The following is a 23,651-nucleotide window of genomic DNA, read 5'->3' as shown; positions in this document are numbered from 1 at the left end:
CGCGGCACTCTATAGACGTGAGCAGAACAAAGGAAAAGACCATGTCTGACAGGCCGGCCATGTCCGCCTCCGCCCCCGGGCCCCTCAGGGCGCTCGGTGCCATGTCGGGCACCTCGCTCGACGGTGTCGATGTGGCCCTGATCGAGACCGACGGAGAGGATATCACCGCCTTCGGGCCGGGGCGCTACCGCGAATATACCGGCGCCGAACGGGCCGCGCTGGCCGCCGTGCTGGGGCTCTGGCCCGGGCAGGGGGCGGGGGCGCTCGATCATGCCGCAGAGGTGCTGATCGCCACCCATGCCGAGGTCATGGCGGGCTTCGAACGCGTCGACGTGGCAGGCTTTCATGGTCAGACCCTGGCCCATGATCCGCGCGGGCGCGGCACCCATCAGCTGGGCGATGGCGCCGCGCTGGCCGCGCGTCTCGACACGCCCGTGGTCTGGGATTTCCGCACCGAGGACGTGGCCCAGGGGGGCGAGGGCGCGCCGCTTGCGCCCTTCTTCCACCACGCCTGCGCCCGCTGGATCGGGGCCGAGGCCCCTGTGGCCTTTCTCAACCTCGGCGGCGTCGGCAACATCACCTGGGCCGATCCGCGCATCGCGGCCCCCGAGACCCCGGGCGCGATCGTCTCCTTCGACACCGGGCCGGCCAATGCGCCGCTCAACGACCTGATGCAGGCGCGCCTCGGTCAGCCCTTTGACCGCGACGGCGCGCTGGCGGCCGAGGGCCATGCCGACACCGCCGTGGTGGCCGAGTTCCTCACCCATGAATATTTTTCGCGGCCCGCACCCAAGTCTCTGGACCGCAACGATTTCACCGATATCCAGGACCGTGTCGCGACGCTCGGCGATGCCGATGCGGCCGCCACCTTGCTGGCCATGTCCGCCGGGGCCGTTGCCGTCGGCATGGCGCTCCTGCCCGAGGCGCCCGAGCGCCTCCTCGTCACCGGGGGCGGACGCTCGAACCCGGTGCTGATGGACATGCTCGCCCGTCTGCTGCCCTGTCCGGTGGCTCCGGTCGAGGCGGTTGGCCTCGATGGCGACATGCTCGAGGCCCAGGCCTTTGCCTACCTAGCGGTGCGGGTGCTGCGTGGCCTGCCCACCTCCTGCGCCGGCACCACAGGTGCCGCGCATCCGGTCTGCGGCGGGCGCATCAGCCGGCCCGGCGCCATGGGCGATCAGCGCCAGAGCGCCTGAGGCGTGTCGGACCAGGAGCAGGAGCAGGGGCAGGGCGACTCGCCGCGCCGGTCCGTCCGCGGCGCTTCCGCCCCGGTTTCGTGGCGTAAACGGCGGCGCCCTGCATGAAATCGGGCAAAGTGGCGCTTCGTTACCGCTAACAGGCCCCATTGTGATGCGCGGGCCATCTGATATGGTGCATCCGAAGCCGCCGCGCTGCAGAAAGGGGCCGGTCCCGCACCGGCCCGAACGGCCTTGGGAAAAGGTCAATACGAAGAGGAGTTTAGATGGTCTCTCGCGTCATTCCCGTCGATACCTTTGATCTGGTGATTTTCGGCGGTACCGGGGATCTTGCCCGGCGCAAGATCCTGCCCGCCCTGTTCCGCCGCTTCTGCGCCGGTCAGATGGAGGCCGAGGCCCGTATCATCGGTGCCGCGCGCTCCGAACACAGCACCGAGGAGTTCCGCGATTTCGTTGCCGAGGCCATCGAGGAGTTCAATCCCGAGGGCCGCGGAGAACCGGGCATCCTCGATGCCTTCCTCGACCGCATCCGCTATGTTCGCATTGATGCCCTGGGCACCGATGGCTGGTCCGAGCTGGCCTCGATGGTGCGCAAGGATTGCGTGCGCGCCTTCTACTTCTCCGTCGCGCCCAGCCTCTTCGGCGCGCTGGCCGAACGGCTGCAGACCCATGGCATGGGCGCCAGCGACACCCGCATCGTGGTCGAGAAACCCTTTGGCCGCGATCTCGCCTCTGCACGGGCGCTGAACGACTCTCTCGCCCAGCATTTCGACGAGAGCCAGATCTACCGCATCGACCATTACCTGGGCAAGGAAACGGTGCAGAACCTCATGGCGGTCCGCTTCGGCAACATGCTGTTCGAGCCGCTGTGGAACGCGCAGTACATCGACCACATCCAGATCACCGTGGCCGAGACCGTCGGCGTGGGTGGCCGTGGCGAATACTACGACAAGTCCGGCGCCATGCGCGACATGGTGCAGAACCACCTGATGCAGCTGCTCTGCCTGATCGCGATGGAGCCGCCCGCGCAATATGATCCCGATGCCATGCGCGACGAGAAGCTGAAGGTGATCCGCGCCCTCGATCCGGTGCCCCAGGACGACATCGTGCGCGGCCAGTACCTGGCCGACGAGCGCGGCGGCAATTCCTACCTCGAGGACGTCGGTGACGACGGCAGCCGTACCGAGAGCTATATCGCCATGAAGGTGAAGATCTCGAACTGGCGGTGGGCCGGCACGCCGATCTACCTGCGCACCGGCAAGCGTCTCAAGGCCCGCACCTCCGAGATTGCCGTGGTCTTCAAGGAGACCCCGCATTCGATCTTCGGCCCCGAGAGCGGCTCTCACCGCAACATCCTCACCATCCGGCTGCAGCCGAACGAGGGGATGGACCTGGGCGTGACGATCAAGGAACCGGGGCCGGGCGGCATGCGCCTGATCGACGTGCCCCTCGACATGACCTTTGCCGATGCCCTCGGGCCCGACGCAGAGGATGTGCCGGATGCCTACGAGCGCCTGATCATGGACGTGATCCGCGGCAACCAGACGCTCTTCATGCGCGGGGACGAGGTCGAGGCCGCCTGGGCCTGGGCCGATCCGATCATCGAGGGCTGGGAGCGCCGCGGCGACCGCCCGATGCCCTACGAGAGCGGCTCCACCGGCCCCGAAGAGGCGCTGATGCTGATGCATCGCGACGGCCGCCGCTGGCGGGAGATCCGCACATGAAGTTCGTCGAATACCCCGATCGCGACATGCTTGCCATGAACCTCGCCAACACGCTCGCCTCCGAACTGGGGGCGGCGCTGCGCCACGAGGATCGCGTCACCTTCTCGGTGCCGGGCGGCACAACCCCGGGGCCGATCTTCGATGCGCTGACCGCGGTCAACCTCGACTGGGACCGCGTCGACGTGGTGCTGAACGATGAACGCTGGGTGCCGGAGAGCTCGCCGCGCTCGAACACCGCGCTGTTGCGCGCGCGCCTGCTTCAGGGTCATGCCGCCGCTGCCACGCTGCTGCCGCTGCACGCCGATGTCGAGACGCCCGAGGAGGCCCTCGGCGATCTTTCCGAGGCGCTCGCTCCGCACATGCCGATCAACGTGCTGGTCCTCGGCATGGGGCCCGACATGCACACCGCCTCGCTCTTTCCCGGTGCCGACAAGCTCTCCGAGGCGCTGGCCACGGATGCCCCGATCCTGCTGCCCATGCGCGCCGATGGTGCCGGCGAGCCGCGCATCACGATCACCGCGCCCTACCTCAAGGGCGCCATGTCGATCCACATCGTCATCATGGGCGAGGAAAAGCGCGAGGTGCTGGAAAAGGCCCGCAAGCTGCCCCCCGAAGAGGCCCCCGTGGCCGCCGTCCTCGGCGATGCGACCGTCCATTGGGCGCCTTGATCCGATACATCGAGTTCGACATTCAAACTATTGAAAACAGGTATTTTATCCATGTGGGAAAAGCTCAAGCTTCTGGCCGCTCAGGTTGCCGACCGTCCCATCCTGTCGCTCTTCGAGGACGCGGACCGCTTCGGCGCCTTCTCCGCGCGCCATGACGGGCTGCTCTTCGATTATTCCAAGACCAACATCGACGCCACGGTGATGGAGGCACTGCTGGAGCTGGCCGAGGAGGCCGATGTGCCCGGCCGCCGCACCGCCATGTTCAGCGGCGAGAAGATCAACGAGACCGAGGGCCGCGCCGTGCTCCACACTGCGCTGCGCAACCTCACGGCCACGCCGGTGCTCGTCGATGGCAAGGACGTCATGCCCGAGGTGCTCGAAACCCTCGACCGCATGGAGATCTTTGCCACAGCCCTGCGCAACGGCAGCTTCACCGGCCAGGGCGGGGCCATCACCGATGTGGTCAACATCGGCATCGGCGGCTCCGATCTCGGCCCGGTCATGGCCTCGATCGCGCTCTCGCCCTATGCCGACGGGCCGAATGTGCACTTCGTGTCGAATGTCGACGGCGCCCATGTCCACGACGTGCTCAAGGGGCTCGATCCCGCCACCACGCTGGTGATCGTGGCGTCGAAGACCTTCACCACCATCGAGACGATGACCAACGCCGAGACCGCGCGCAAGTGGATGGCCGAGAAGGTCACCGACACCGGCGCCCAGTTCGCCGCGCTCAGCTCGAACAAGGAAAAGACCGCCGACTGGGGCATCGATCCCTCGCGCGTTTTCGGCTTCGAGGATTGGGTCGGCGGGCGTTACTCCATGTGGGGGCCCATCGGCCTCTCGGTCATGGTCGCCATCGGCCCCGACAACTTCCGCCAGTTCCTCGCCGGTGCCCATGCCATGGATGCGCACTTCCAGGCCGCGCCCCTGGCCGACAACCTGCCCGTGCTGCTCGCCCTCGTCGGGATCTGGCACAACCAGGGCCTCGGCCATGCCACCCGGGCCGTGCTGCCTTATGAGCAGCGCCTGCTGCGCCTGCCGGCCTATCTCCAGCAGCTCGAGATGGAGAGCAACGGCAAGCGCGTCTCGATGGATGGCGCCGCGTTGCCGGTCAATTCCGGGCCCGTCGTCTGGGGAGAGCCGGGCACCAACGGCCAGCACGCCTTCTACCAGCTCATCCACCAGGGCACCCGGGTGATCCCCTGCGAGTTCATGATGGGGGTCGAGGGGCAGGAGCCCGATCTGGCCCATCAGCACGACCTGCTGCTGGCCAATTGCCTTGCCCAATCCGAGGCGCTGCTGCTCGGCCGCTCCTTCGAAGAGGCGCTGGCGATCACCACCGCGAAAGGCTTCGAGGGCGCCGAGGCCGAGCGCCAGGCCGCGCACCGCGTCTTCCCGGGCAACCGCCCGTCGACGACGCTGCTGTACCCGAAGCTCACGCCCTATGTCCTGGGCCAGATCGTGGCGCTCTACGAGCATCGCGTCTTCGTCGAAGGGGTGATCCTGGGCATCAACTCCTTCGACCAATGGGGTGTCGAACTCGGCAAGGAGCTGGCGGTGAAACTCTCGCCCATGCTGGCCGGAGACGAACCGACCACGGGCAAGGACGGTTCCACCGCCGGGCTGATCGCCGAGATCCAGTCCGCGCGCTGAGCCACCGCGAGCGCAAGCAGGCTCGAAGGGCCGCCCCCGCATGCCGCCGGGGGCGGCCCTTTTACTGCCGGTCGTGCCGGTCGGGGGCGGGGGCGCCGGACCCGTGCTCGGGTCACCTGTCGCTCGGCGCCGTCAAGGGGCGTCGCGCCCGGCCCGGTTTGATCAGGTCCCGCCTCCTTCCGACGGAACCTCCTGTCGCTCGGCATGGTCCGATCGCGCGCTGTCCTTCATGGCGGGTGGGCCCCCGGCGCAACTTGGGGCATTCCCTCCGTCCGGCCGGGCGTGATTTCGCGGCGCCGGACGGGGCAGATCGCGTTCCGCTGCCCTATGTCAAACGGGCTCAGTGCCGCCTGCTGTCGGCCGTTCCGCGGCGCGGGACTGTCTGATCAGATCCCCCGGTCGTGTCGGATGGTGGCCCGGTTCCTCTGCGGGAAACGCCCTCTGCGGGCCAGCTTCCGACCGGCATGCTTCGCGCCCCTCCCTGTGAGGTCCTTCCCGCGGGCCGCGCTTTCCAGCCATCAAGGGACTCCTGCCGATCAGCTCCGATCCCCTGCCGCCCGCCACGTCTGATCTTTACCCGTTTCCGGCAGGTGAAGGCCTTCCGCCCGCTCCGCCCCGTGCTCCATCAGCCCGGCTCGCCCCATTTTGGCAGCCCGGCCGGGTGCTATCGAACGCGGCCGCGATGGACGTTGACCGGTTGCAAGCCCGCGCGGGCGTCCCGGCGCGCAGCGGAGATGTTTCATGGCTCTTTCGTGGGGCCGCCAGATGCCCGGCCGTGCCGGCATATGCCCTGCCACGGCCGGCGACCTGACTGTGGTGCGCCTGGTGCCCGGTCTGACAGGGGCGCGCATGTTGCCCGGTCATGTGCCACGGGATCGCCATGGCCACCACACCGCTTGCCTTTGCGCGGCTATCAGGGCCGCCGTCACAAGAGGAAGGCGACCAGTCCCGCCGCAAGGGCCTCGCGGGGCCATGGCCCTCGGTGCGCGCTTTCGCAGGCACTTTGCTGCGAGCTGCAAAGTGCAAATGGGCAGTTTGCATAGTCGCGGCGCACCCGCTGTGCTTTGCAAACTGGTGCTTTGCAGTTTGCTAAAACCCGCAAACAATTCTTACAAATCAATCGGATAGGTGGGCGGGATGCGCGGGGGCGGGCGACGGGATCAGCCGGGAATATCGAACCCTGGCGCGGCCAGGACGAAGCCTGCAAAGTCGAAGGCCGGAGAGACTGTACAGCCCACGAGGCTCCAATTCCCGGTGGTCGCGGCCGCCTGCCACCAGCGCAGCGGCACGATCCCCTGGGGCCGCTGGCCCGCGGCAAGGTCGGGGCCAAGCAGGATATGGCTGGCCGGCCCCTGATCCGTCTCGGAAACCCTCAGGTGCACCGGGGCGCCGGCGTAATGGTGCCAGATCTCGGTGCTGTCCACATGGTGCCAGTGGCTGTCGCCGCCCGCCTTCAACAGAAAGTAGATGCAGGTTCCGGCGGGGCGACCGTCGCTGCCGGTCTCGATCCAGGTCTGGCGGAAATATCCTCCTTCGGGATGCGGCTCCAGGGCCAGCAACTCGATGATCTCGTCGGCGGTCATGTTCTGCATGTCGGGGCTGGGCTGTTGCATCGTCTTCTCTCTCTGTCGTCGTCCGCGCTGTCCCACGCGGCCGCTCCGCGCGCCCCACCGGGTCTAGCGCCAATTGCGGGCACGGGACAGGGGCGCGTGGCAGGACCTGTGCGGCAAAGGCACCGGTGCCGGCGTCGGGGCGCGCGCTGCCCGTTCCCTGCGCGGCACGCCCGGTTGTGCATCCGTTGCGTCGCCCCTGTGCGGCAGCCGCGATTGACCCGGCACCGCCCTCCGCCTATATCAATAGCAGCCGAAAAACGCTCGGCCGGTTGGTTATGCCGGTCACGGTGCGCGGGATGTACCGCCGCTGAATGTTGTCGATTTTCGATCCCACGGCACCCGCAACAAGGGTGCCCCGTGGAAGACGCTCCCGTCTCCGCCGCACCAGTCGAACGAACGGAGATATCATGTCTGCCCCCTCCAGCGCCAAGCGCACCGTCCTGCTGGCCCAGGTCTTCATCTCGCTGATGATGGCCCTGTCCATGACCTTCATCTTCACCGCCCTGCCGATGCATTTCGAAGCCGGCTGGCTTCGGGCCTGGCTGCTGCGCTTCGTCAGCGCCTGGCCGGTGGCCTTCGTGCTCTCGCAGGGGGTGGGGCCGGTGGCCTTCTTCCTCGCGCAGCGTCTGGGCGATGTCTTCAGCCGTCCCTGACCGGGCGATCGCCACAGCTACCGCGCGCTCGGTTAACCCGTCGTTCCGGCCGGTTTCGCACCGACGCGATACCGACGTAATACCGACGTGATACCGACGTTGAAGAAAAGCCTCCAACTTCCTGATTAACCAAAGATTCGCGCCCCGGGGCCGGGATTCGGCCTCGGAGCGCGTTGCCTCTTGTCCGACGCGTTTACAGGGGCCGTCGGCGGGGCGCAGCCTGCGCCCCGTTGCGACGCCTACTTCAGGATCGAACGGCCGGCGTATTCGGCGGTCTCGCCCAGCATCTCCTCGATGCGGATCAGCTGGTTGTACTTGGCGAGCCGGTCGGACCGGGCCAGCGAGCCGGTCTTGATCTGGCCACAGTTGGTGGCCACGGCCAGGTCGGCGATGGTGGCATCCTCGGTCTCGCCCGAGCGGTGCGACATCACGTTGGTGTAGCGCGCGCGGTGGGCCATATCGACGGCCTTCAGCGTCTCGGTCAGCGAGCCGATCTGGTTCACCTTGACCAGCATGGAGTTCGCCACGCCTTGCTCGATGCCCATGGCCAGGCGCTCTGGGTTGGTCACGAAAAGGTCGTCGCCCACCAGCTGCACCTTGTCGCCGAGCGCCTCGGTCAGCAGCTTCCAGCCTTCCCAATCGTCCTCGGCCATGCCGTCCTCGATCGAGATGATCGGGTAGGTCTCGACCAGCTTCTTCAGGTAGTCGACGTTCTCGGCGGAGGTCAGCGAGAGGCCTTCGCCCTTCATCTCGTACTTGCCGTCCTTGAAGTATTCCGTCGAGGCGCAATCGAGGGCGATATAGATATCCTCGCCGGGCTTGTAGCCGGCCTTCTCGATGGATTTCAGAATGAAATCAAGCGCATCCGTGGTCGAGCCCAGCTCGGGCGCAAAGCCTCCCTCGTCGCCCAGGCCGGTCGACATGCCGGCAGCCGAGAGCTCCTTCTTCAGGGTGTGGAACACTTCCGAGCCCATACGCACGGCCTCGCGGATGTTCTCCGCGGCCACGGGCATGATCATGAATTCCTGGATGTCGATCGGGTTGTCGGCGTGCTCGCCGCCGTTGATGATGTTCATCATCGGCACCGGCAGCACGCGGGCCGAGGTGCCGCCAACGTAGCGATAGAGCGGCTGCGAGGTGAAATCGGCGGCGGCCTTGGCCACGGCCAGCGAGACGCCGAGGATGGCGTTGGCGCCCAGGCGGCCCTTGTTCGGCGTGCCGTCCAGCTCGATCATGGCCAGGTCGATGCCCACCTGGTCGGTGGCGTCAAAGCCCACGATGGCCTCGGCGATCTCGCCGTTCACGGCGGCCACGGCCTCCAGCACGCCCTTGCCCATGTAACGCGCCTTGTCGCCATCGCGGCGCTCCACGGCCTCGTGGACGCCGGTCGAGGCGCCCGAGGGCACGGCGGCGCGGCCCAGGGTGCCGTCTTCGAGGATCACGTCCACCTCGACGGTGGGGTTGCCACGGCTGTCGAGAATCTCGCGGGCAAGGATGTCGATAATGGTGCTCATCGGGGGTCTGTCCCTTTGCTGAAAAAGCCTTTGGCCGAGTCTTAGGGGGTCGTCGGGCCGGTGGGAAGGGGCAGGGCGCAACTGTTTGCGTTAAACTGCGAAATCGCCTCGGAAGCAGGGCGGATATGCAGTTTCGCCGGCGCAATACTGCAGTTTTTGCACCCCTGCGCGGGCGCCCTCTGTCGCTGCAGGCGCCTTACTCTTCCTTGACCGGCACACCGTAGAGCTCGAGCTTGTGACCCTTCAGCCGATAGCCCAGCCGCGCCGCGATACGCTCCTGCAGGGCCTCGATTTCCGGGTCGACGAACTCGATCACCTGCCCAGTGGTCACGTCGATCAGGTGATCGTGATGCGCCCTCTCGGCATCCTCGTAGCGCGCCCGGCCATCGCCGAAATCCACTTTTTCCAGGATCCCGGCCTCCTCGAACAGCTTCACCGTGCGATAGACCGTGGCAAGCGATATCCGCGGATCCGCAGCATTGGCCCGCGCATGAAGTTCCTCGACGTCCGGATGGTCGTGGGCGGCTTCCAGCACGCCGGCAATCACCCGGCGCGGGGCCGTCATGCGCAGCTTCCGGGTCTCGCAGCGTTGCAGGATGGTCTCGCGTGTCGCCATGCTGTGCAGGTCTCGTCTGTTCGTGGACCTACCTTTTCGCAGACCTCTTCCTTGGCTGGCAAGCGGTTTGGAAACAAAAGTCCGAACCGGACGGTGCCTTGCCGGCTAGAGAAAGCTCAGGTTGCTGCCGCGCCGGCCGCGTTCGACCTGCAATGCGCCCAGCAATTGCGGCGGCAGATCGACATAGGCCAGGCCGCTCTCGCGGGCGGCCCGGGCCACTTGCGCTTCACGCGCACTGCCGCAACGGCAGAAGAGCACATCCGTCCAGTCGGTGTTGGTCAGCAGCAGCGGCACAAGGTCGAGCAGCTTGCAGCCCTTCACCACGGCCTCCAGCACGCCCAGGTTCTGCCGCACACCCTCCTCGGAATGACAGCAGTCGTTCAGCTGCAACAGCCCGTCCTCCGCCAGCAGCGGGACGTAGAGCATCAGATCGTCCAGAACGGTCTCGTATTGGTGGCTTGCGTCCAGGTAGAGGTAATCGAGCCGTTGGCCGGCGAGCGCCTCTTGCAGAAGCGGCTGACCTTGCCGGCTGTCGGCCTGCAGGATCGTGACCTCCTCCTGCCCGGCAAAGGTGGCGCGCACCTGCTTCAGCAGCCGGTCAAAGGTCTCCTGCCGGTCCATCGGGCCACCGAAGTAATCGGCAAAGCCTTCGATCCCCGCGACCCAGTCCCGGTGGGCATTGGCACTGCGGTAATCGGCAAAGGCCCCGGGCGACCAGGCATCCAGCAGGTACATCCGCGACGGTTTCAGGATCTCGTGCAGCAGGGCGGCATTGGCGCCCTTCAGTACACCTACCTCGCAGATCAGCGGCCCATGGCCTGATGCATCACCGGACAGCACCGCCTGCACGATCTCGTAGATCGCCCTGCGCCCTGCCATCATGACCTTCATCGGCGGGCGTTCGCCGGCTGGAGGCCGCAGGCAGGTCGGGCAGGGACGGGAAACTGGACCAAGAACGTACCTCGCAAGGGATCCCTGTCGGGACAGGCCTTGCAATCTTAGGGCGAGTTTTGGCGAAGTTCAACGCCGTTGCTGCAGCAGCGGCAAGGCGCACTTCTTTCGTCGCTCTGGGCAGGGTGATCCCTGGCCCAGGCGGCCCGCCCGATCAGATTTGCGGGGCGGGGGGCAGCGGATGTCGTGGAAATCTTCTGGAATGGCGACAGTCACGGGCAGAGGCGCAAGCCATTGTAGATTCGAAATCAATGGCTTGCGCGCAGGATCATTCCCACTCGATGGTCCCCGGAGGTTTCGAGGTGATGTCGTAGGTGCAGCGGTTGATGCCCTTGACCTCGTTGATGATCCGCGTCGCGGTCTCGCCCAGGAACTCGTGGCTGAAGGGATAGTAATCCGCCGTCATGCCGTCCACGCTGGTCACCGCACGCAGCGCACAGGCGTAGTCATAGGTCCGGCCGTCGCCCATGACACCGACGGTGCGCACCGGCAGGATCGCCACGAAAGCCTGCCAGATCTCGTCATAGAGCCCGTGCTTGCGGATCTGGTCGATATAGACGGCGTCCGCCTTGCGCAGAATCTCCAGCTTTTCGCGGGTGATCTCTCCGGGGCAGCGGATGGCAAGACCCGGCCCCGGGAAGGGGTGGCGGCCAATGAAACTTGCCGGCAGGCCCAGCTCGCGGCCCAGTTCCCGGACCTCGTCCTTGAACAGCTCGCGCAGCGGCTCGACCAGCTTCAGGCCCATCTTCTCGGGCAGGCCACCCACGTTATGGTGCGACTTGATCGTCACCGAGGGGCCACCGGAGAAGCTGACGCTCTCGATGACGTCCGGATACAGCGTGCCCTGGGCCAGGAACTGCGCGCCATCGATCTGATCGGCGTATTTCTGGAACACGTCGATGAACAGCTTGCCGATGATCTTGCGTTTGGTTTCCGGATCGGAAACACCGTCCAGCTCGCCGAGGAAGAGCTCCTGCTCCTGGGCGTGGATGACGCTCAGGTTCATGTGGTCGCGGAACATGCCCACGACTTCCTCGGCCTCGTTCAGGCGCAGCAGGCCGTGATCGACGAAGACGCAGGTCAGGTTTTCGCCGATGGCCTCGTGGATCAGTGCCGCGGCAACCGAGCTGTCGACACCGCCGGAGAGGGCGCAGATGACCTTCGCATCGCCGACCTGGTCCTTGATCTTCTGAACCATTTCCTCGCGATAGGCGGCCATGGTCCAGTCGCCGGCAAAGCCGGCCAGCTTGACGAAGTTCTCGTAGAGCTTGGCACCGTTGGGAGTGTGGTGCACTTCCGGGTGGAACTGCACGGCATAGAAGTTGCGCGCCTGATCGGCGGTGATGGCAAAGGGCGCGCCCGGCGAGGTGCCCAGCACCTCGAAGCCCGGGGCGATTTCCGCCACGTGGTCGCCATGGGACATCCAGACCTGTTCGCGCTCTTCCAGGAACCAGCCGGAGAGCATCGGGTCGCGGGTCGTGGTGGGCGTGACATAGGCGCGGCCGAACTCGGCCGTGGCATGTTCGCCGGCTTCCACGCGGCCGCCCAGGTCGTGCATCATGACCTGCTGGCCATAGCAGATGCCCAGGATCGGCACGCCCATCTCGTAGGCGGCCTTGGGCGGACGCGGAGAGCCCTCGCGCATCACCGAATCCGGGCCCCCGGAAAAGATGATGGCCTTGGGGGCAAAATTCTTCAGGAAGGCATCGGTGACCTTCTGATAGGGGTGGATCTCGCAATAGACATTCAGCTCTCTCAGGCGGCGCGCGATCAGCTGCGTCACCTGGCTGCCGAAGTCGATGATCAGGAGGCGGTCATGGGATGTCTGGCTCATAAAACCCGCATTAGTGCGGCGCGGCGAAAGGCGCAAGAGAAAGCAGGTCGCTCCGGACTATCGCTGTGCGGGAAAAGTGCTAAAGTTCCCTCCAAGGGACTGGGGCACCACCGCTTTTCACCGGCACTTCTCCGGCTGGAGGCGGGGCGGCCGTGCTGCCGGACCCGGCACTGCAAGGGAGAAGTCATTCATGTTTAGTAATATCGTCGTCGCCTCCGACCTGTCGAACCGGTCCGAGCGCGCCCTGCGTCGCGGCATGGCTCTGGCCGCCAAGCACGGGGCCAGGCTGACGGTTGCCTATGTCGTCGACGGCGACATGCCATTCTCGATGATCAGCCAGGTGTCCGAGGGCGCCAGGGCCGACCTGACCAAGCTCTGTGCCTCGGTCTCCGATGCCGAGGTCGACCTGCGGGTGGTGACCGGCGAGACGGTCCAGGAGCTCGTCGCGATCACCGAGGAGGTGAGTGCCGACCTGCTCTGTCTCGGGGTGCACCGCAAACGCGCCTTCTGGGACCTGTTCAGTGGCACCACCATGGAACGCATCGTGCGCGCCGTGCGCTGTCCTGTGCTGCTGGTCAAGGATCCGGTGGACCACGATTATGCGTCGATTCTCTGCGGCATCGACCTCTCGGCGGCCTCCGCTGCGGCGCTCAACACCAGCGCCGCGCTTGCCCCCGAGGCCGCGATCACAACCTTCCACGCCTTCCACGTGCCCTATCGCGGCATGCTGGCCCTGCACGACAGCGCCAGCCAGATCGCCCCCTTCCTGCACGAGGCCGAGCAACACCTCGACGCCTGGTGGAGCGAGAACACGCTGCCCGAGCGCGCCGAAAAGCCCGTCCCGGAGGCCAATAGCCGCAATGAGGTGATGGCCACGAAATTTGAACAGGCCAAGCCCGACCTGCTGGCCATCGGCGCCCATGGCCGGCCCTCGCTGGCGCCGACGATCCTTGGTGGTTTCACCGAGCAGCTGCTGCGCGAACCGCCCTGCGACATCCTCGTTGCCCGGTCGTGATGCCGTCCTGATGCGCTTCTGATCTGGCCTTGACCGGGGGCCTGGTCAGGGCCACGAGCATGACCTGCGGGCGGCCTCTCTGCGTCGCCCGCAGGTCCCGCGGTGTCGCTTTTGCGACGCCGATGCCGCTTGCGCACCGCGCGCCGCCTCTTGCGCACGTTAGAAGAAAAGAAACGACTTAGGCGGAGACTCTCGGGCCATGACAGAAGCACCAGCGCGCAAACGGGCACGGGGCGGCGGCGGAGCGGCAAGGCGCGCAGCGCGCTCTGCGGTCAGCTTCGACACGGCTCCCACCATCACCCGCAACATCCCCAACCTCGAGATGCTCTCCGAGGAGGCCCTGCAGGTGATCGAAACCAATGCCGAAACGGTGTTGGAAGAGATCGGGGTCAACTTCGTCAACAATCCCGGGGCCCTGGCCCGCTGGAAAGAGGCCGGCGCCGATATCCAGGGCGAGCGGGTGCACATTCCCCGCGGCCTGGCGCGCCAGCTCTGCGCCACCGCGCCCGCCACCTTCACGCAATACGCCCGCAATCCCGATCGCAACGTCGAGATCGGCGGCCGGAACCTCGTGCTGGCGCCGGTCTACGGCCCGCCCTTCGTGCGCGACCTCGACGGCGGTCGCCGCTATGCCACGATGGAGGATTTCCGCAATTTCGTGAAGCTCGGCTACATGTCGAAATGGCTGCACCATTCCGGCGGCACCGTCTGCGAGCCCACCGACATCCCGGTGAATAAGCGTCACCTCGACATGCTGCATGCCCACATGGTCTATTCGGACAAGCCCTTCATGGGCTCCGTCACCGAACCCAGCCGTGCCCAGGACAGCGTCGACATGTGCAAGATCCTCTTCGGAGAGGAATTTGCCACCAACAACCCGGTGATGACCTCGCTCATCAACATCAACTCGCCGCTCACCTTCGACGACGTGATGATGGGCGCGCTCGAGGTTTATGCCGCCAACATGCAGGCCACGATCATCTCGCCCTTCATCGTCGGCGGGGCGATGGCGCCGGTCTCCGTGGTCGGCACGCTGACGCAGGTCCTGGCCGAGGTCCTGGCCGGCGTCGCCTATTCCCAGCTGGTGCGCCCGGGCGCGCCGGTGATCTTCGGTGCCTTCGTCACCTCGATCGACATGAATTCCGGCGCGCCCACCTTCGGCACACCCGAGGCGTCGCAGATTCTCTATGGGGCAGGCCAGCTGGCCCGCCGCCTCGGTCTGCCGTTCCGCTCGGGCGGCGCGCTCTGCGGCTCCAAGCTGCCCGATGCCCAGGCCGCCTATGAAACCGCGAACACGCTCAACGCCGCACTGCTCGGCGGCGTCAACTTCATGCTCCATGCCTGTGGCTGGCTCGAAGGCGGGCTGGTGTCCTCCTTCGAGAAATTCGTGATGGATGCAGATCAGCTCGGCGTGCTGCACCGGATCGCCGCCGGCGTCCCTCATGACGAGGAGGCCCAGGCCATGGATGCGATCCGCGAGGTGGGGCCGGGCGGGCATTATCTCGGCTGCGGCCACACCCAGCGGCATTTCCAGACCGCCTTCTGGCGCTCCGAGGTGCTCGACAACAAGCCCTTCGAGACCTGGTCGGAGGAGGGTGCCCGCGACACCCAGCAGCTGGCTGCCGCCCGTGTCACCCGCATGCTCGACAGCTATCAGCAGCCCCAGATGGACCCGGCCGTGGCCGAGGCGCTTGCCGCCTACGTGGCCCGTCGCAAGGCCGAGATGCCCGACGCCTTCTCCTGATCCTCCGGCGCCTGCAAACCTGGTCAATGTCCTGCGCGTCCGCCCTTCCGGTGGGCGCGTTTTCATATGTTCCGCGTTGTTACAGCGGCGCGACGACCGGCTGCATCAGCCGCGATTCCGCGATGATGACCGAGAGTACCTGGACATGACGCGAAGGCGAATAGGTGGCAGCCTTTTCGCGGCGCAGCCGGTCCAGCTCGGCCTCCCGTTCCATCAGTCTCAGCACCGCCGCCCCGTGGCGCGGCAGCACGCTGGTGCCCAGCAGATGGGCCAGTTGCACCTCGCGGCGATAGTGGTCTGCGGCCAGGCGTGCGGCTTTCACCAGCAATCCCGGACGGCGCATTTGGGCGAGCATCGAGTGGATGTCCTGCATCGGTTATGTCCTTCATTTCCCCAGGTGGCTCTTTCCGGCGCGTTTCTTGCGCCAGGGGGCCGATGCTACAGGCCATTGGGACGCCGTTGCGTGACGGCATGAGTCGCCGCACGGTCTGTCAAGGATAGTTTATCGAATGGAAACAATGATGGCCTCAGAGGTTAACTGTTAACCTTTGCGAAACCTTAACGCCGTTTTCTGAGCGTAAGACTGGGGATAACTCATAAACGATGGTTTGCCATACCGTGATCGACCTTCCGACAGGAGAGAACGCGCATCTGTTGCACGACAGCCCCTTGCCGGGCTGGGTGCCGCTGCCGGTATTGCATTACATCGCCCATACAGAGGCCGGCGTTTCCATTCGCCAGCTGGCGCGCGAGGCGGGCTGCCATGCCTCCACCATCCTGCGCCAGGTCCGGCGGTACGAAACCCTGCGCGACGATCCCCTGGTGGACGACGCGCTCGACCGCCTGGGATGCCATTGTGGCGCTGCCCCCCGGAGCGGTGATCAGAAGGATCTGCACCTGATGAAACCTATTCCCGACCAAGATTTTCAGCCGCCCGTTTCCGATGCCGTCCTGCGCGAGCGCGGGCTCGTGGTGCTGCGTCATCTGGCGCGGCCCGGCACGGTGCTGGCCGTCGCTGCCGACATGGACAAGGGGGTCGTGGTGCGTGACCGCATCGACGGCACGCCCGAGCGCCTGGAGATCGTCACGCGCGAGTTGGCCGAGGCCATGGTGCTGAAGGAATGGATCGCCTGCGCGGGCGAGGGGCGGGTGTCGCGCTACACCATCACTTCGCTGGGGCGCACTGCGCTCAACCAATTGATTGCCAAGCGTGAAAACGCGGCCCGCGGCTTTGCCGAAGGCATGGCGACCTTCGACATGAAGGGCGCGCGCGCCCTGAGCGAGGAAGAGGTCGAGGCCGAGGAGAACGCGCGCCTGCGCGGCGTTGCAGCCGATACGCCGGTGGCGGCACTGGCGCGGCGGCGCGACCGTGACGGGACGCCCTTCCTGCGCCCCGAGCTGGTGCGGGCGGGAGAGCGCCTGCGCGAGGATTTCGAGCTGGCGCAGATGGGCCCGCGGGTGGCCCAGGACTGGGACCGTTTCCTTACCGCCGGGGTCTCCTCGGGGACGCGCAGCGGCGAACGGGCGCGGGGCCCCGAGGCCGCGCGCCAACGGGTCGATGCCGCCCTGAGAGAGCTCGGCCCCGGTCTCGGCGACGTGGCGCTGCGGTGCTGCTGCCACCTCGAGGGGCTCGAGACCGCCGAGCGCAAGATGGGCTGGTCGGCGCGCTCCGCCAAGATCGTGCTGCGCATCGCGCTCGAGCGTCTTCATCGTCATTACGTGACCCTCCCGGGCGACAGCGGGCTGATCGGCTAGGCCATCAAACCCGCGCGGATCCGCCCCTGATTCCGATGCCAGAGAGCCCGGCCGCACCTAGGTGCGCCGGGCTTTTTCGTTACCATATTGAACACAATCTTACCTAAATGCGTCTTGCCCGTACGGTGGGGTTAACAGCGCATTAACCACCCACGATCCAACCCACGGCAAAGGCTACCACCGCGCAGGTCACACCCACCGCGAGCGTTTCGGCGAGGGTCCGGCCCAGCCTCTCGCCGGTGGCCTGCCAGCGCAGCAGCCCCAGCGCCGTCAGCGATGTGACCGTTGCCAGCACCGAGGCACCAAAGATGCGCGGGCTCGGTTCGAAAAGGAAATAGGGCAGCAGCGGCACGAACCCGAAGCAGACGAAGGCGCCAAAGGTCACCAGCCCGTTCACTGCCGGCGTCGTGCCCGCAGGCGCCTGCAGCCCGTCCTCTTCCCGCATCATCAGCTCGACCATCAGCCCCGGGTGGCGCGCCAGCAGCGCCGTCGTCGCCTCGGCCTCCTCTGCCGCCATGCCCCGTGCCTGCAACAGACAGCCAAGGCGCGCGCGTGCCGGCGCCGCATCGGCCACCAGCCCCGCCACCTCCTGTGCATGGCGCCGGCGATAGAGGTCCTGCTGCGCCCGTCCCGACAGGAATTCACCCAGGCCCATCGAGACCGCGTCGGAAAACAGGTTGGCCAGCCCGAAGACCATCACCGCAAGCCCGCCGATCTGCGCCACCCCCTCCGAGGAGGCGCCGGCAAAACCTGCCACGATGGCAAAGGTGGTCACTATGCCGTCGTTGCCGCCGTAGACGATCTGCTTGACGAATTCCTGAAGCTTTCCAATCCGGTGTGCCTTGCCAACCTGCTGGCTCCAGACCATGGCTTGTCCTCTCTCCACGTCGCTCGGGGCAGGCTAACCCGGCGGCGGCGCCCGGCAAATGACCTGCGGCCGGATGGGGCAAAAAACACGGGCAGATCATAGCTCAATATTGTCATCAGGGTTGCAAGTGATAAGTTTGCCCTATGAACATCACCTTGCGACAGCTCTCCTATTTCAAATCCCTTGCCCAGCATCGCAACTTTGGCCGCGCGGCCGAGGCGGTGCATGTCTCGCAGCCCGCGCTCTCGGTGCAGATCAAGGAGATGGAGGCCACTCTCGGCGCGCCGCTTGTCGAGCGTCAGGCGCGGGACGTGGTGCTCACTCCCTTCGGGCGGCTGGTGCTGGAACAGGGCGAAAAGGTGCTGGCCGAGATGCGCGTGCTCGACGAGATCGCGCGTTGGAACAAGGGCCTCTCCGGCGAGCTGCGCCTGGGCCTGATTCCCACCATCGCGCCCTACCTGCTGCCGGCTGCGCTCGCCGGGATCCGTCAGCGCGACATCGGCCTCTCGGTTCAGGTGCAAGAGGGCATGACCCACAGGTTGCTGTCCGATCTGCGCGCCGGCACCCTCGATGCCGCCGTGGTGGCGCTTCCGATCGACGAGACGGAGGGCTTCGTGGTCGAACCCCTGTTCGAGGACCGGTTCCTGCTGGCGGGCTCGGCCACGCGCATCGCGACGCTGGGCGACTGGCGCGAGAATTTCCGCCCCTCCGAGATCGGTCCGGCCGAGCTGATGCTGCTCGAGGATGGTCATTGCCTGACCGACCAGGCGCTCGAGGTTTGCGGCCGGGGCAGGGGCCACGCCCAGATCAACATGGGCGCCTCCTCCCTGGCCACGCTCACGCGCCTCGTCGCCGCCGGGTTCGGCCTGACGCTTCTGCCGGAACTGGCGCTGGCCTCGGAAGGGGCAGGGCTGACGCTCCGCCGGTTCGCGGCGCCCGAACCTTTCCGCACCGTCGCCCTGGTGCGCCGCCGCACCAGCCCCGACGACGACTGGTTCCGCGCCCTGGCCGAGATCCTCTCGCAGGTGGGCGAAGGCCTGGTGGCAGAGACGCGCGGCTGAAAGGACATTCATTCCTGCTGGTACGGGTGCATTCACGTGAAATGTGATCTATCGCCCGCTCTGCGCTCCGTCCCGCTGCGTAGGCATCTTTCAACCAAATGAAACAGCGCACGAAACTGCCGCAATCGCGATTTTCGCACCGACGCAATACCGACGCGATACCGACGTAATACCGACATTCAATTTTGCTATAGCGATGTTCCGTGGCAGGGTCGTGAAAAAGGCCCGGAACATGCTGCTCCGGGCCCTCTTGATCGTCATGATACCGCCCCTTGCGGGGCCGCGCCTCAGGCGGCGGCTTCGGCCTTCTTGGCTTCCAGGTACTTGATCAGGTTCTCGGGCGAGGATTCGCCATAGGGGTCTTCGCCGTGGTTGTCGCAGATGCCGGGCTCTTCGAACCATGCCTCGACGACACCGTCGTTGATGACGGCGGCATAGCGCCAGGAGCGCATGCCGAAGCCCAGGTTGTCCTTGTGGACCAGCATGCCGACGCGGCGGGTGAATTCACCGGAGCCGTCGGGGATGACCTTCACGTTCTCGATGCCTTGCGCCTTGGCCCACTGGTTCATCACGAAGCTGTCGTTGACCGACATGCAGTAGATGGAATCGATGCCCAGGTCCTTGAAGGTTTCGAAGTTGTTTTCGAAGCCGGGCAGCTGGTAGGTCGAGCAGGTGGGGGTGAAGGCACCGGGCAGCGAGAACAGGATCACGCGCTTGCCGGCAAAGTAATCTTCGGTGGTCTTGTCTTCCCACTTGAAGGGGTTCGGGCCGCCGATGCTTTCATCGCGGACGCGGGTGTGGAAGGTGACGGAGGGGAGCTTGGAACCGGGTTGCATTGGACTTTCCTCGATTGTGCAGAAAAATACTCGGCAATTTCCTAGAATGATTCAAAAATGGGTGCAAGGATCATTCCGCACTGCGGCGAGAGCTGGCCTGCGCCATGCTGTGGGCGCTGAAAAAAAGGCCACCAGATGCTGCGTTTCCTCTGCCCTCCATGCTGCACCCGCGAAGGTTGCGAGAATGCGTCGTACTTTCCCTGCCTGGCTGTCATGCGTGGCTGGCCCTTGCCCCTGCGTCCCGCTATGATAGCCCGTGTTCGATATCTGCCCCGTTGCAGTGACTGGCCAGGAAAGACCGAAGAGACATGCGTGATCTGAAGATCCCCGAACAGCGTCACCCCGAGAAGGCGCATCGCCCGGACAACGCCCAGCCGAAGAAGCCCTCCTGGATTCGGGTCAAGGCGCCCACCTCCAAGGAATACATGGAGACGAAGAAGATCATGCGGGAAAACCGCCTGGTCACCGTCTGCGAGGAGGCGGGCTGTCCCAATGCCGGTGAATGCTGGAGCCAGGGTCACGCCACCATGATGATCATGGGCGACATCTGTACGCGGGGCTGCACCTTCTGCAACATCGCCACCGGGCGCCCCGACACGCTCGATGCCTTCGAGCCCGGCCGCGTCGCCCATGCCGTTGAAAAGCTTGGGCTCAATCACGTCGTGATCACCTCGGTCGATCGTGATGACCTCGAGGATGGCGGCGCCGAGCACTTTGCCCAGACGATCCGCGCCGTGCGTCACCGCTCGCCCTCCACCACGATCGAGATCCTCACGCCGGATTTCCTGAAATGCGCGCCCTCCGCGCTGGAAACCGTGGTCGAGGCGAAACCGGATGTCTTCAACCACAACCTCGAGACCGTGCCCGGCCTCTACCACGAGGTGCGTCCCGGCGCGCGCTACTTCCACTCGCTGCGCCTGCTGCAGCGCGTGAAGGAGCTCGATCCGACGATCTTCACCAAGTCCGGCATCATGGTCGGCCTGGGCGAGGAACGCCCCCAGGTGCTTCAGGTCATGGACGACATGCGCTCGGCCGACATCGATTTCATGACAATTGGACAATATCTGCAGCCGACGCCGAAACACCATGCCGTGGCCCGTTTCGTGACGCCCGAGGAATTCGCCAGCTACGAGAAATCGGCGTTTAACAAGGGCTTCCTCATGGTTTCGGCCACGCCGCTGACGCGGTCGTCCTATCACGCCGGCGACGATTTCGCCCGCCTGCGCGATGCCCGGCTGAAGAAGCTCGGCCGCGCCTGATCCACGGCACGTCAGTCGCCGTTAAGACTTCTGGCCCATGATACACCCGGTGCCTTTCGCAGCGGTGGTGTCATGGGCTTTTCCGTTTCTTCTTCCCCGGCGTTTGGCGCCACGATTTCCAGCTTTCAGGCGGGGCGGGTCCGCGATGTGATCGCCGTGGGGTTCTCCCGCGGGCCTCAGGTCAAGGCGCCGCAGATCGTCTCGACGCTCGCCCACGCCCATGCGCCCGGGCAGATCAAGAAGACCGGCAGCGATGTCGACTGGACTGCCACGCTGGCCGATCTCCTGGGCAAGGAGCTCGACAAGACCTATGCGCTGCTCTCCGATGCCCTCGGCGGGCAGGAGGTGGTCGAGGGCTACCTTGCGGGCGATCTGCCCGAGGACATGCCGCCGCTGCACCGCATCGCCATCGAGACCTACAAGCTGGGCCAGGAGAGCCTGGCGCAGCTCCGCAGCCCGGAGGAGGCGATCCCCCTCGACGCGGAGACCCGCGCGGTGGTCGTCGATGCCGCCATCGTGGCTCAGGTCGACGCGCGGCTGGAGGCCGAGGCCGTGATGCAGGAGATCGAACTGCAGGCGCGCCTCTCGGTCGTGACGCTCTTCGCACCCAATAACGCCGAGCTATTCGAGAGGGGCCTGCGCCTCGGTCAGCAGGCCGAACGCAACACCCGCCGCAAATCCATGATCCAGGATCTCCGGCAGGAGGTTCAGCGCGGCACGATCGCCGTCACGATTTCAACGGCGACGATCAACGCCTCGGCGACCACCAGCGTGATGCCCGCAGACGGGCAGGCGGTAACGACCTTCAGCGCCGAACGCTACGAGATCAGCATGGCGGTCACCGGCTTTGCCGTCATCGGCAGCAGCACCGTCGACCGGATGCGTTAGTTCTCGACCGGTGGCACGGCCTTGACATAGGCCGCAATCGCGGCGCGATCCTCGTCGCTCAGCTGCGAGGTATTGGCCACGACGTCGGCCATCTCGCCGCCGACCACGTCGAAATCCGGGGTAAAGCCGGAAGACAGGTACTCGGCAATCTCGTCCGCCGACCAGTCGAGCCCGCCCGAGGTGATATTCGGGATCCGACCATCGCCCGACGGGTTCGGTGCGCCCCCCAGCCAGCGGCTGGTGTCGGGCCCGCCAAGGGCATTGCGCGGTGTATGGCACTCACCACAATGTGCAAGGGATTCAACGAGGTAACGGCCTCTCTTCAGTTGCTCTTCCTCCAGGTCGGGCATCACCCAGTCGTCGTCGAGATAGAGCATCTTCCAACCACCGAGGCTGCGCCGGATATTGAACGGAAAGCCCACGTCATGGGGCTTGCTCGGAGTCGCATCGGCCGGCAGTGTCTGCAGGAAGGCATGCAGGTCGGCGATGTCCTGAAGGGTGGCGCGGGTGTAGGTCGTGTAGGGAAACGCCGGGTAGAAATGTTCTCCATCGGGCGAGACACCCTGTTTCATCGCATTGGCAAGATCAAGCGCGGTCCAGTTGCCAATGCCGGCGTCCGGATCGCTCGAGATGTTGGGAGCGTAGAAGGTGCCGAAATCCGAGGCGAGCGGCAGGCCGCCGGCCAACACCAGCTTGGCCTCGCCCTCGGCGCCTGGCGCCGCGTGGCAGGAGGCACAGCCCCCGGCATAGAAAACCTCTTCGCCGTGAACGGGATCGCCCGTCAGGTCGTTCATTGCGGTGTCGGGCAGGGGCTGCGGGCGTGTCACCCACCAGGCCACGCCGAGGCCGATGACGATGAGAACGGAAAGAAAAACGATGAATCTGCGCATGAAAATTGCCTTTTGCCGGGGCTGCGGGGCGGGCACACGTTCAGGTGGTCCCGCCCTCCGTCGCGGTATAAGGCAAAGCCTAGCAGACAAGTTCTGCGCGATCTCTCACAAATTGATCAGGGATGCTCCCGGCGGTCACTGGCTGCTCAAAAGCGGCCGGGGCCGCGCATCTTGTTGGGGGTAAGCCATTCCGGAAATCCCCAGAGCTGTTCGGCGCCCCAGATCGCCAGGCCGGCCACCACGATGGCCACGACCATGATCACCATGCGCGTCGACGGTGGGTTGCGCACCCATCGGCTCATCCTGAGGAACCAGTGCATGGTTTACTCCGTGAAGCGCACCTTGCCGATGTAGGGCAGGTTGCGGTTGCGCTGCGCATAGTCGATGCCATAGCCCACGACGAACTCGTCGGGGATCTCGAAACCTATGTAATCTGCGGTGATGTCGATTTCGCGGCGCGACGGCTTGTCGAGCAGGGCGATGGTCTTCATCCGCTTGGGTTGACGCGATTTCAGCAGCGAAATCACGTGGCTGAGCGTATAGCCGGTGTCGACGATATCCTCGACGACGAGCACGTTTCGGCCCTCGATCTCGCCACGCAGGTCCTTCAGGATCCGCACTTCGCGGCTGCTCTCGGTGGAGTTGCCATAGGACGAGGCCTCGAGGAAATCGACCTCGACGTCGCGGTCGGCAAGTTCCCGCGCCAGGTCGGCGATAAAGACGAAGGAGCCGCGCAGCAGGCCCACGACGACCAGCCGTTCATCGGCCGGAAAGGTCTGGCGGATTTCCCTGCACAGCGCCTCGATCCGGGCGGCGATCTCCTTTGCAGAGATCATTTCGTCGATGACATATGGACGCGAAGCCATGGTTTCCCCTTGAATATACCGGGCCAGTGTAAGACATCAGGCCCGCA

The 23,651-nt window shown here is 65.7% G+C and carries 22 protein-coding genes; 11 read left to right on the top strand and 11 right to left on the bottom strand.

Annotated elements, in window-relative coordinates; all coding sequences use genetic code 11:
- The first annotated feature begins 41 nt into the window (after positions 1 to 41).
- The 4 genes from AC0WR5_RS11105 (at position 42) to pgi (ending at position 5,241) form a co-directional block, all read left to right on the top strand.
- Positions 42 to 1,196, top strand: a complete 1,155-nt coding sequence (locus tag AC0WR5_RS11105) for an anhydro-N-acetylmuramic acid kinase (protein WP_475863132.1) — start codon at positions 42 to 44, stop codon at positions 1,194 to 1,196.
- Between the two features lie 266 nt (positions 1,197 to 1,462).
- Complete coding sequence (zwf, locus tag AC0WR5_RS11100; protein WP_475863131.1) at positions 1,463 to 2,920, top strand: glucose-6-phosphate dehydrogenase; 1,458 nt, start codon at positions 1,463 to 1,465, stop codon at positions 2,918 to 2,920.
- Entirely contained in the window at positions 2,917 to 3,588 is a 672-nt protein-coding gene (gene pgl, locus AC0WR5_RS11095) for a 6-phosphogluconolactonase (protein ID WP_475863129.1), read from the top strand. Before zwf ends, pgl begins: the two co-directional genes overlap by 4 nt.
- 42 nt (positions 3,589 to 3,630) lie before the next feature.
- Entirely contained in the window at positions 3,631 to 5,241 is a 1,611-nt protein-coding gene (pgi, locus tag AC0WR5_RS11090) for a glucose-6-phosphate isomerase (protein ID WP_475868975.1), read from the top strand.
- A gap of 1,160 nt (positions 5,242 to 6,401) precedes the next feature.
- Here pgi and AC0WR5_RS11085 read toward each other — a convergent pair.
- Positions 6,402 to 6,824, bottom strand: a complete 423-nt coding sequence (locus AC0WR5_RS11085; protein ID WP_475868973.1) for a cupin domain-containing protein — start codon at positions 6,822 to 6,824, stop codon at positions 6,402 to 6,404.
- 437 nt (positions 6,825 to 7,261) lie between these two features.
- Here AC0WR5_RS11085 and AC0WR5_RS11080 point away from each other — a divergent pair, with 437 nt between their 5' ends.
- Positions 7,262 to 7,507: a DUF2798 domain-containing protein gene (locus tag AC0WR5_RS11080; protein WP_475863127.1), complete on the top strand. Its 246-nt coding sequence runs from the start codon at positions 7,262 to 7,264 to the stop codon at positions 7,505 to 7,507.
- Between the two features lie 239 nt (positions 7,508 to 7,746).
- On the opposite strand, the gene eno is transcribed toward AC0WR5_RS11080, so the two are convergent.
- The 4 genes from eno to guaA form a co-directional block, all read right to left on the bottom strand.
- A complete protein-coding gene (gene eno, locus AC0WR5_RS11075) occupies positions 7,747 to 9,021 on the bottom strand; it encodes a phosphopyruvate hydratase (RefSeq protein ID WP_475863125.1) in 1,275 nt (424 codons plus the stop codon).
- Positions 9,022 to 9,217: 196 nt separating this feature from the next.
- The gene (locus tag AC0WR5_RS11070) at positions 9,218 to 9,637 is read right to left on the bottom strand and encodes a Fur family transcriptional regulator (protein ID WP_475863124.1); all 420 of its coding nucleotides are present in this window, start codon (positions 9,635 to 9,637) and stop codon (positions 9,218 to 9,220) included.
- A gap of 105 nt (positions 9,638 to 9,742) precedes the next feature.
- The gene (locus AC0WR5_RS11065) at positions 9,743 to 10,528 is read right to left on the bottom strand and encodes a class I SAM-dependent methyltransferase (protein ID WP_475863123.1); all 786 of its coding nucleotides are present in this window, start codon (positions 10,526 to 10,528) and stop codon (positions 9,743 to 9,745) included.
- 328 nt (positions 10,529 to 10,856) lie between these two features.
- Positions 10,857 to 12,422 carry a glutamine-hydrolyzing GMP synthase gene (gene guaA, locus AC0WR5_RS11060; RefSeq protein WP_475863121.1) on the bottom strand — a complete coding sequence of 522 codons (1,566 nt, stop codon included), beginning with the start codon at positions 12,420 to 12,422 and terminating at the stop codon, positions 10,857 to 10,859.
- 190 nt (positions 12,423 to 12,612) lie between these two features.
- Between guaA and AC0WR5_RS11055 the strand changes: the two genes are divergently transcribed.
- Positions 12,613 to 13,437, top strand: coding sequence for a universal stress protein (locus AC0WR5_RS11055; RefSeq protein ID WP_475863120.1), 825 nt, complete (start codon positions 12,613 to 12,615; stop codon positions 13,435 to 13,437).
- Positions 13,438 to 13,636: 199 nt separating this feature from the next.
- On the top strand, positions 13,637 to 15,181 hold the full coding sequence (locus AC0WR5_RS11050) for a trimethylamine methyltransferase family protein (RefSeq protein ID WP_475863118.1): 1,545 nt from the start codon (positions 13,637 to 13,639) through the stop codon (positions 15,179 to 15,181).
- 79 nt (positions 15,182 to 15,260) lie between these two features.
- On the opposite strand, the gene AC0WR5_RS11045 is transcribed toward AC0WR5_RS11050, so the two are convergent.
- Positions 15,261 to 15,554, bottom strand: a complete 294-nt coding sequence (locus AC0WR5_RS11045) for a DUF6477 family protein (protein ID WP_475863116.1) — start codon at positions 15,552 to 15,554, stop codon at positions 15,261 to 15,263.
- 230 nt (positions 15,555 to 15,784) lie between these two features.
- Here AC0WR5_RS11045 and AC0WR5_RS11040 point away from each other — a divergent pair, with 230 nt between their 5' ends.
- Positions 15,785 to 16,936, top strand: coding sequence for a DUF6456 domain-containing protein (locus tag AC0WR5_RS11040; RefSeq protein ID WP_475863115.1), 1,152 nt, complete (start codon positions 15,785 to 15,787; stop codon positions 16,934 to 16,936).
- Positions 16,937 to 17,078: 142 nt separating this feature from the next.
- On the opposite strand, the gene AC0WR5_RS11035 is transcribed toward AC0WR5_RS11040, so the two are convergent.
- Positions 17,079 to 17,804 (bottom strand): VIT1/CCC1 transporter family protein, encoded by a 726-nt coding sequence (locus tag AC0WR5_RS11035; RefSeq protein ID WP_475863114.1) that lies wholly within the window; start codon positions 17,802 to 17,804, stop codon positions 17,079 to 17,081.
- A gap of 143 nt (positions 17,805 to 17,947) precedes the next feature.
- Between AC0WR5_RS11035 and AC0WR5_RS11030 the strand changes: the two genes are divergently transcribed.
- The gene (locus AC0WR5_RS11030; protein ID WP_475863112.1) at positions 17,948 to 18,865 is read left to right on the top strand and encodes a LysR substrate-binding domain-containing protein; all 918 of its coding nucleotides are present in this window, start codon (positions 17,948 to 17,950) and stop codon (positions 18,863 to 18,865) included.
- A 287-nt stretch (positions 18,866 to 19,152) separates the two neighbouring features.
- On the opposite strand, the gene AC0WR5_RS11025 is transcribed toward AC0WR5_RS11030, so the two are convergent.
- A complete protein-coding gene (locus tag AC0WR5_RS11025) occupies positions 19,153 to 19,701 on the bottom strand; it encodes a redoxin family protein (protein WP_475863111.1) in 549 nt (182 codons plus the stop codon).
- 308 nt (positions 19,702 to 20,009) lie between these two features.
- On the opposite strand from AC0WR5_RS11025, the gene lipA reads away from it, so the two are divergent.
- Together lipA and AC0WR5_RS11015 are read left to right on the top strand one after the other, a co-directional pair.
- On the top strand, positions 20,010 to 20,960 hold the full coding sequence (gene lipA / locus AC0WR5_RS11020) for a lipoyl synthase (RefSeq protein ID WP_475863109.1): 951 nt from the start codon (positions 20,010 to 20,012) through the stop codon (positions 20,958 to 20,960).
- A gap of 72 nt (positions 20,961 to 21,032) precedes the next feature.
- A complete protein-coding gene (locus AC0WR5_RS11015; protein WP_475863107.1) occupies positions 21,033 to 21,848 on the top strand; it encodes a hypothetical protein in 816 nt (271 codons plus the stop codon).
- Here the strand turns inward: AC0WR5_RS11015 and AC0WR5_RS11010 are convergent.
- The 3 genes from AC0WR5_RS11010 to hpt all read right to left on the bottom strand — a co-directional run bounded on the left by AC0WR5_RS11010 (position 21,845) and on the right by hpt (position 23,604).
- Complete coding sequence (locus AC0WR5_RS11010) at positions 21,845 to 22,738, bottom strand: c-type cytochrome (RefSeq protein ID WP_475863104.1); 894 nt, start codon at positions 22,736 to 22,738, stop codon at positions 21,845 to 21,847. The genes AC0WR5_RS11015 and AC0WR5_RS11010 overlap by 4 nt on opposite strands.
- A gap of 146 nt (positions 22,739 to 22,884) precedes the next feature.
- Positions 22,885 to 23,058: a hypothetical protein gene (locus tag AC0WR5_RS11005; RefSeq protein WP_475863103.1), complete on the bottom strand. Its 174-nt coding sequence runs from the start codon at positions 23,056 to 23,058 to the stop codon at positions 22,885 to 22,887.
- Positions 23,059 to 23,061: 3 nt separating this feature from the next.
- On the bottom strand, positions 23,062 to 23,604 hold the full coding sequence (hpt, locus tag AC0WR5_RS11000; protein ID WP_475863100.1) for a hypoxanthine phosphoribosyltransferase: 543 nt from the start codon (positions 23,602 to 23,604) through the stop codon (positions 23,062 to 23,064).
- Positions 23,605 to 23,651 lie beyond the last annotated feature (47 nt).

The organism is Pseudooceanicola sp. DL12 (assembly GCF_056270665.1).
This window is presented reverse-complemented; position numbering and strand designations above follow the sequence as displayed.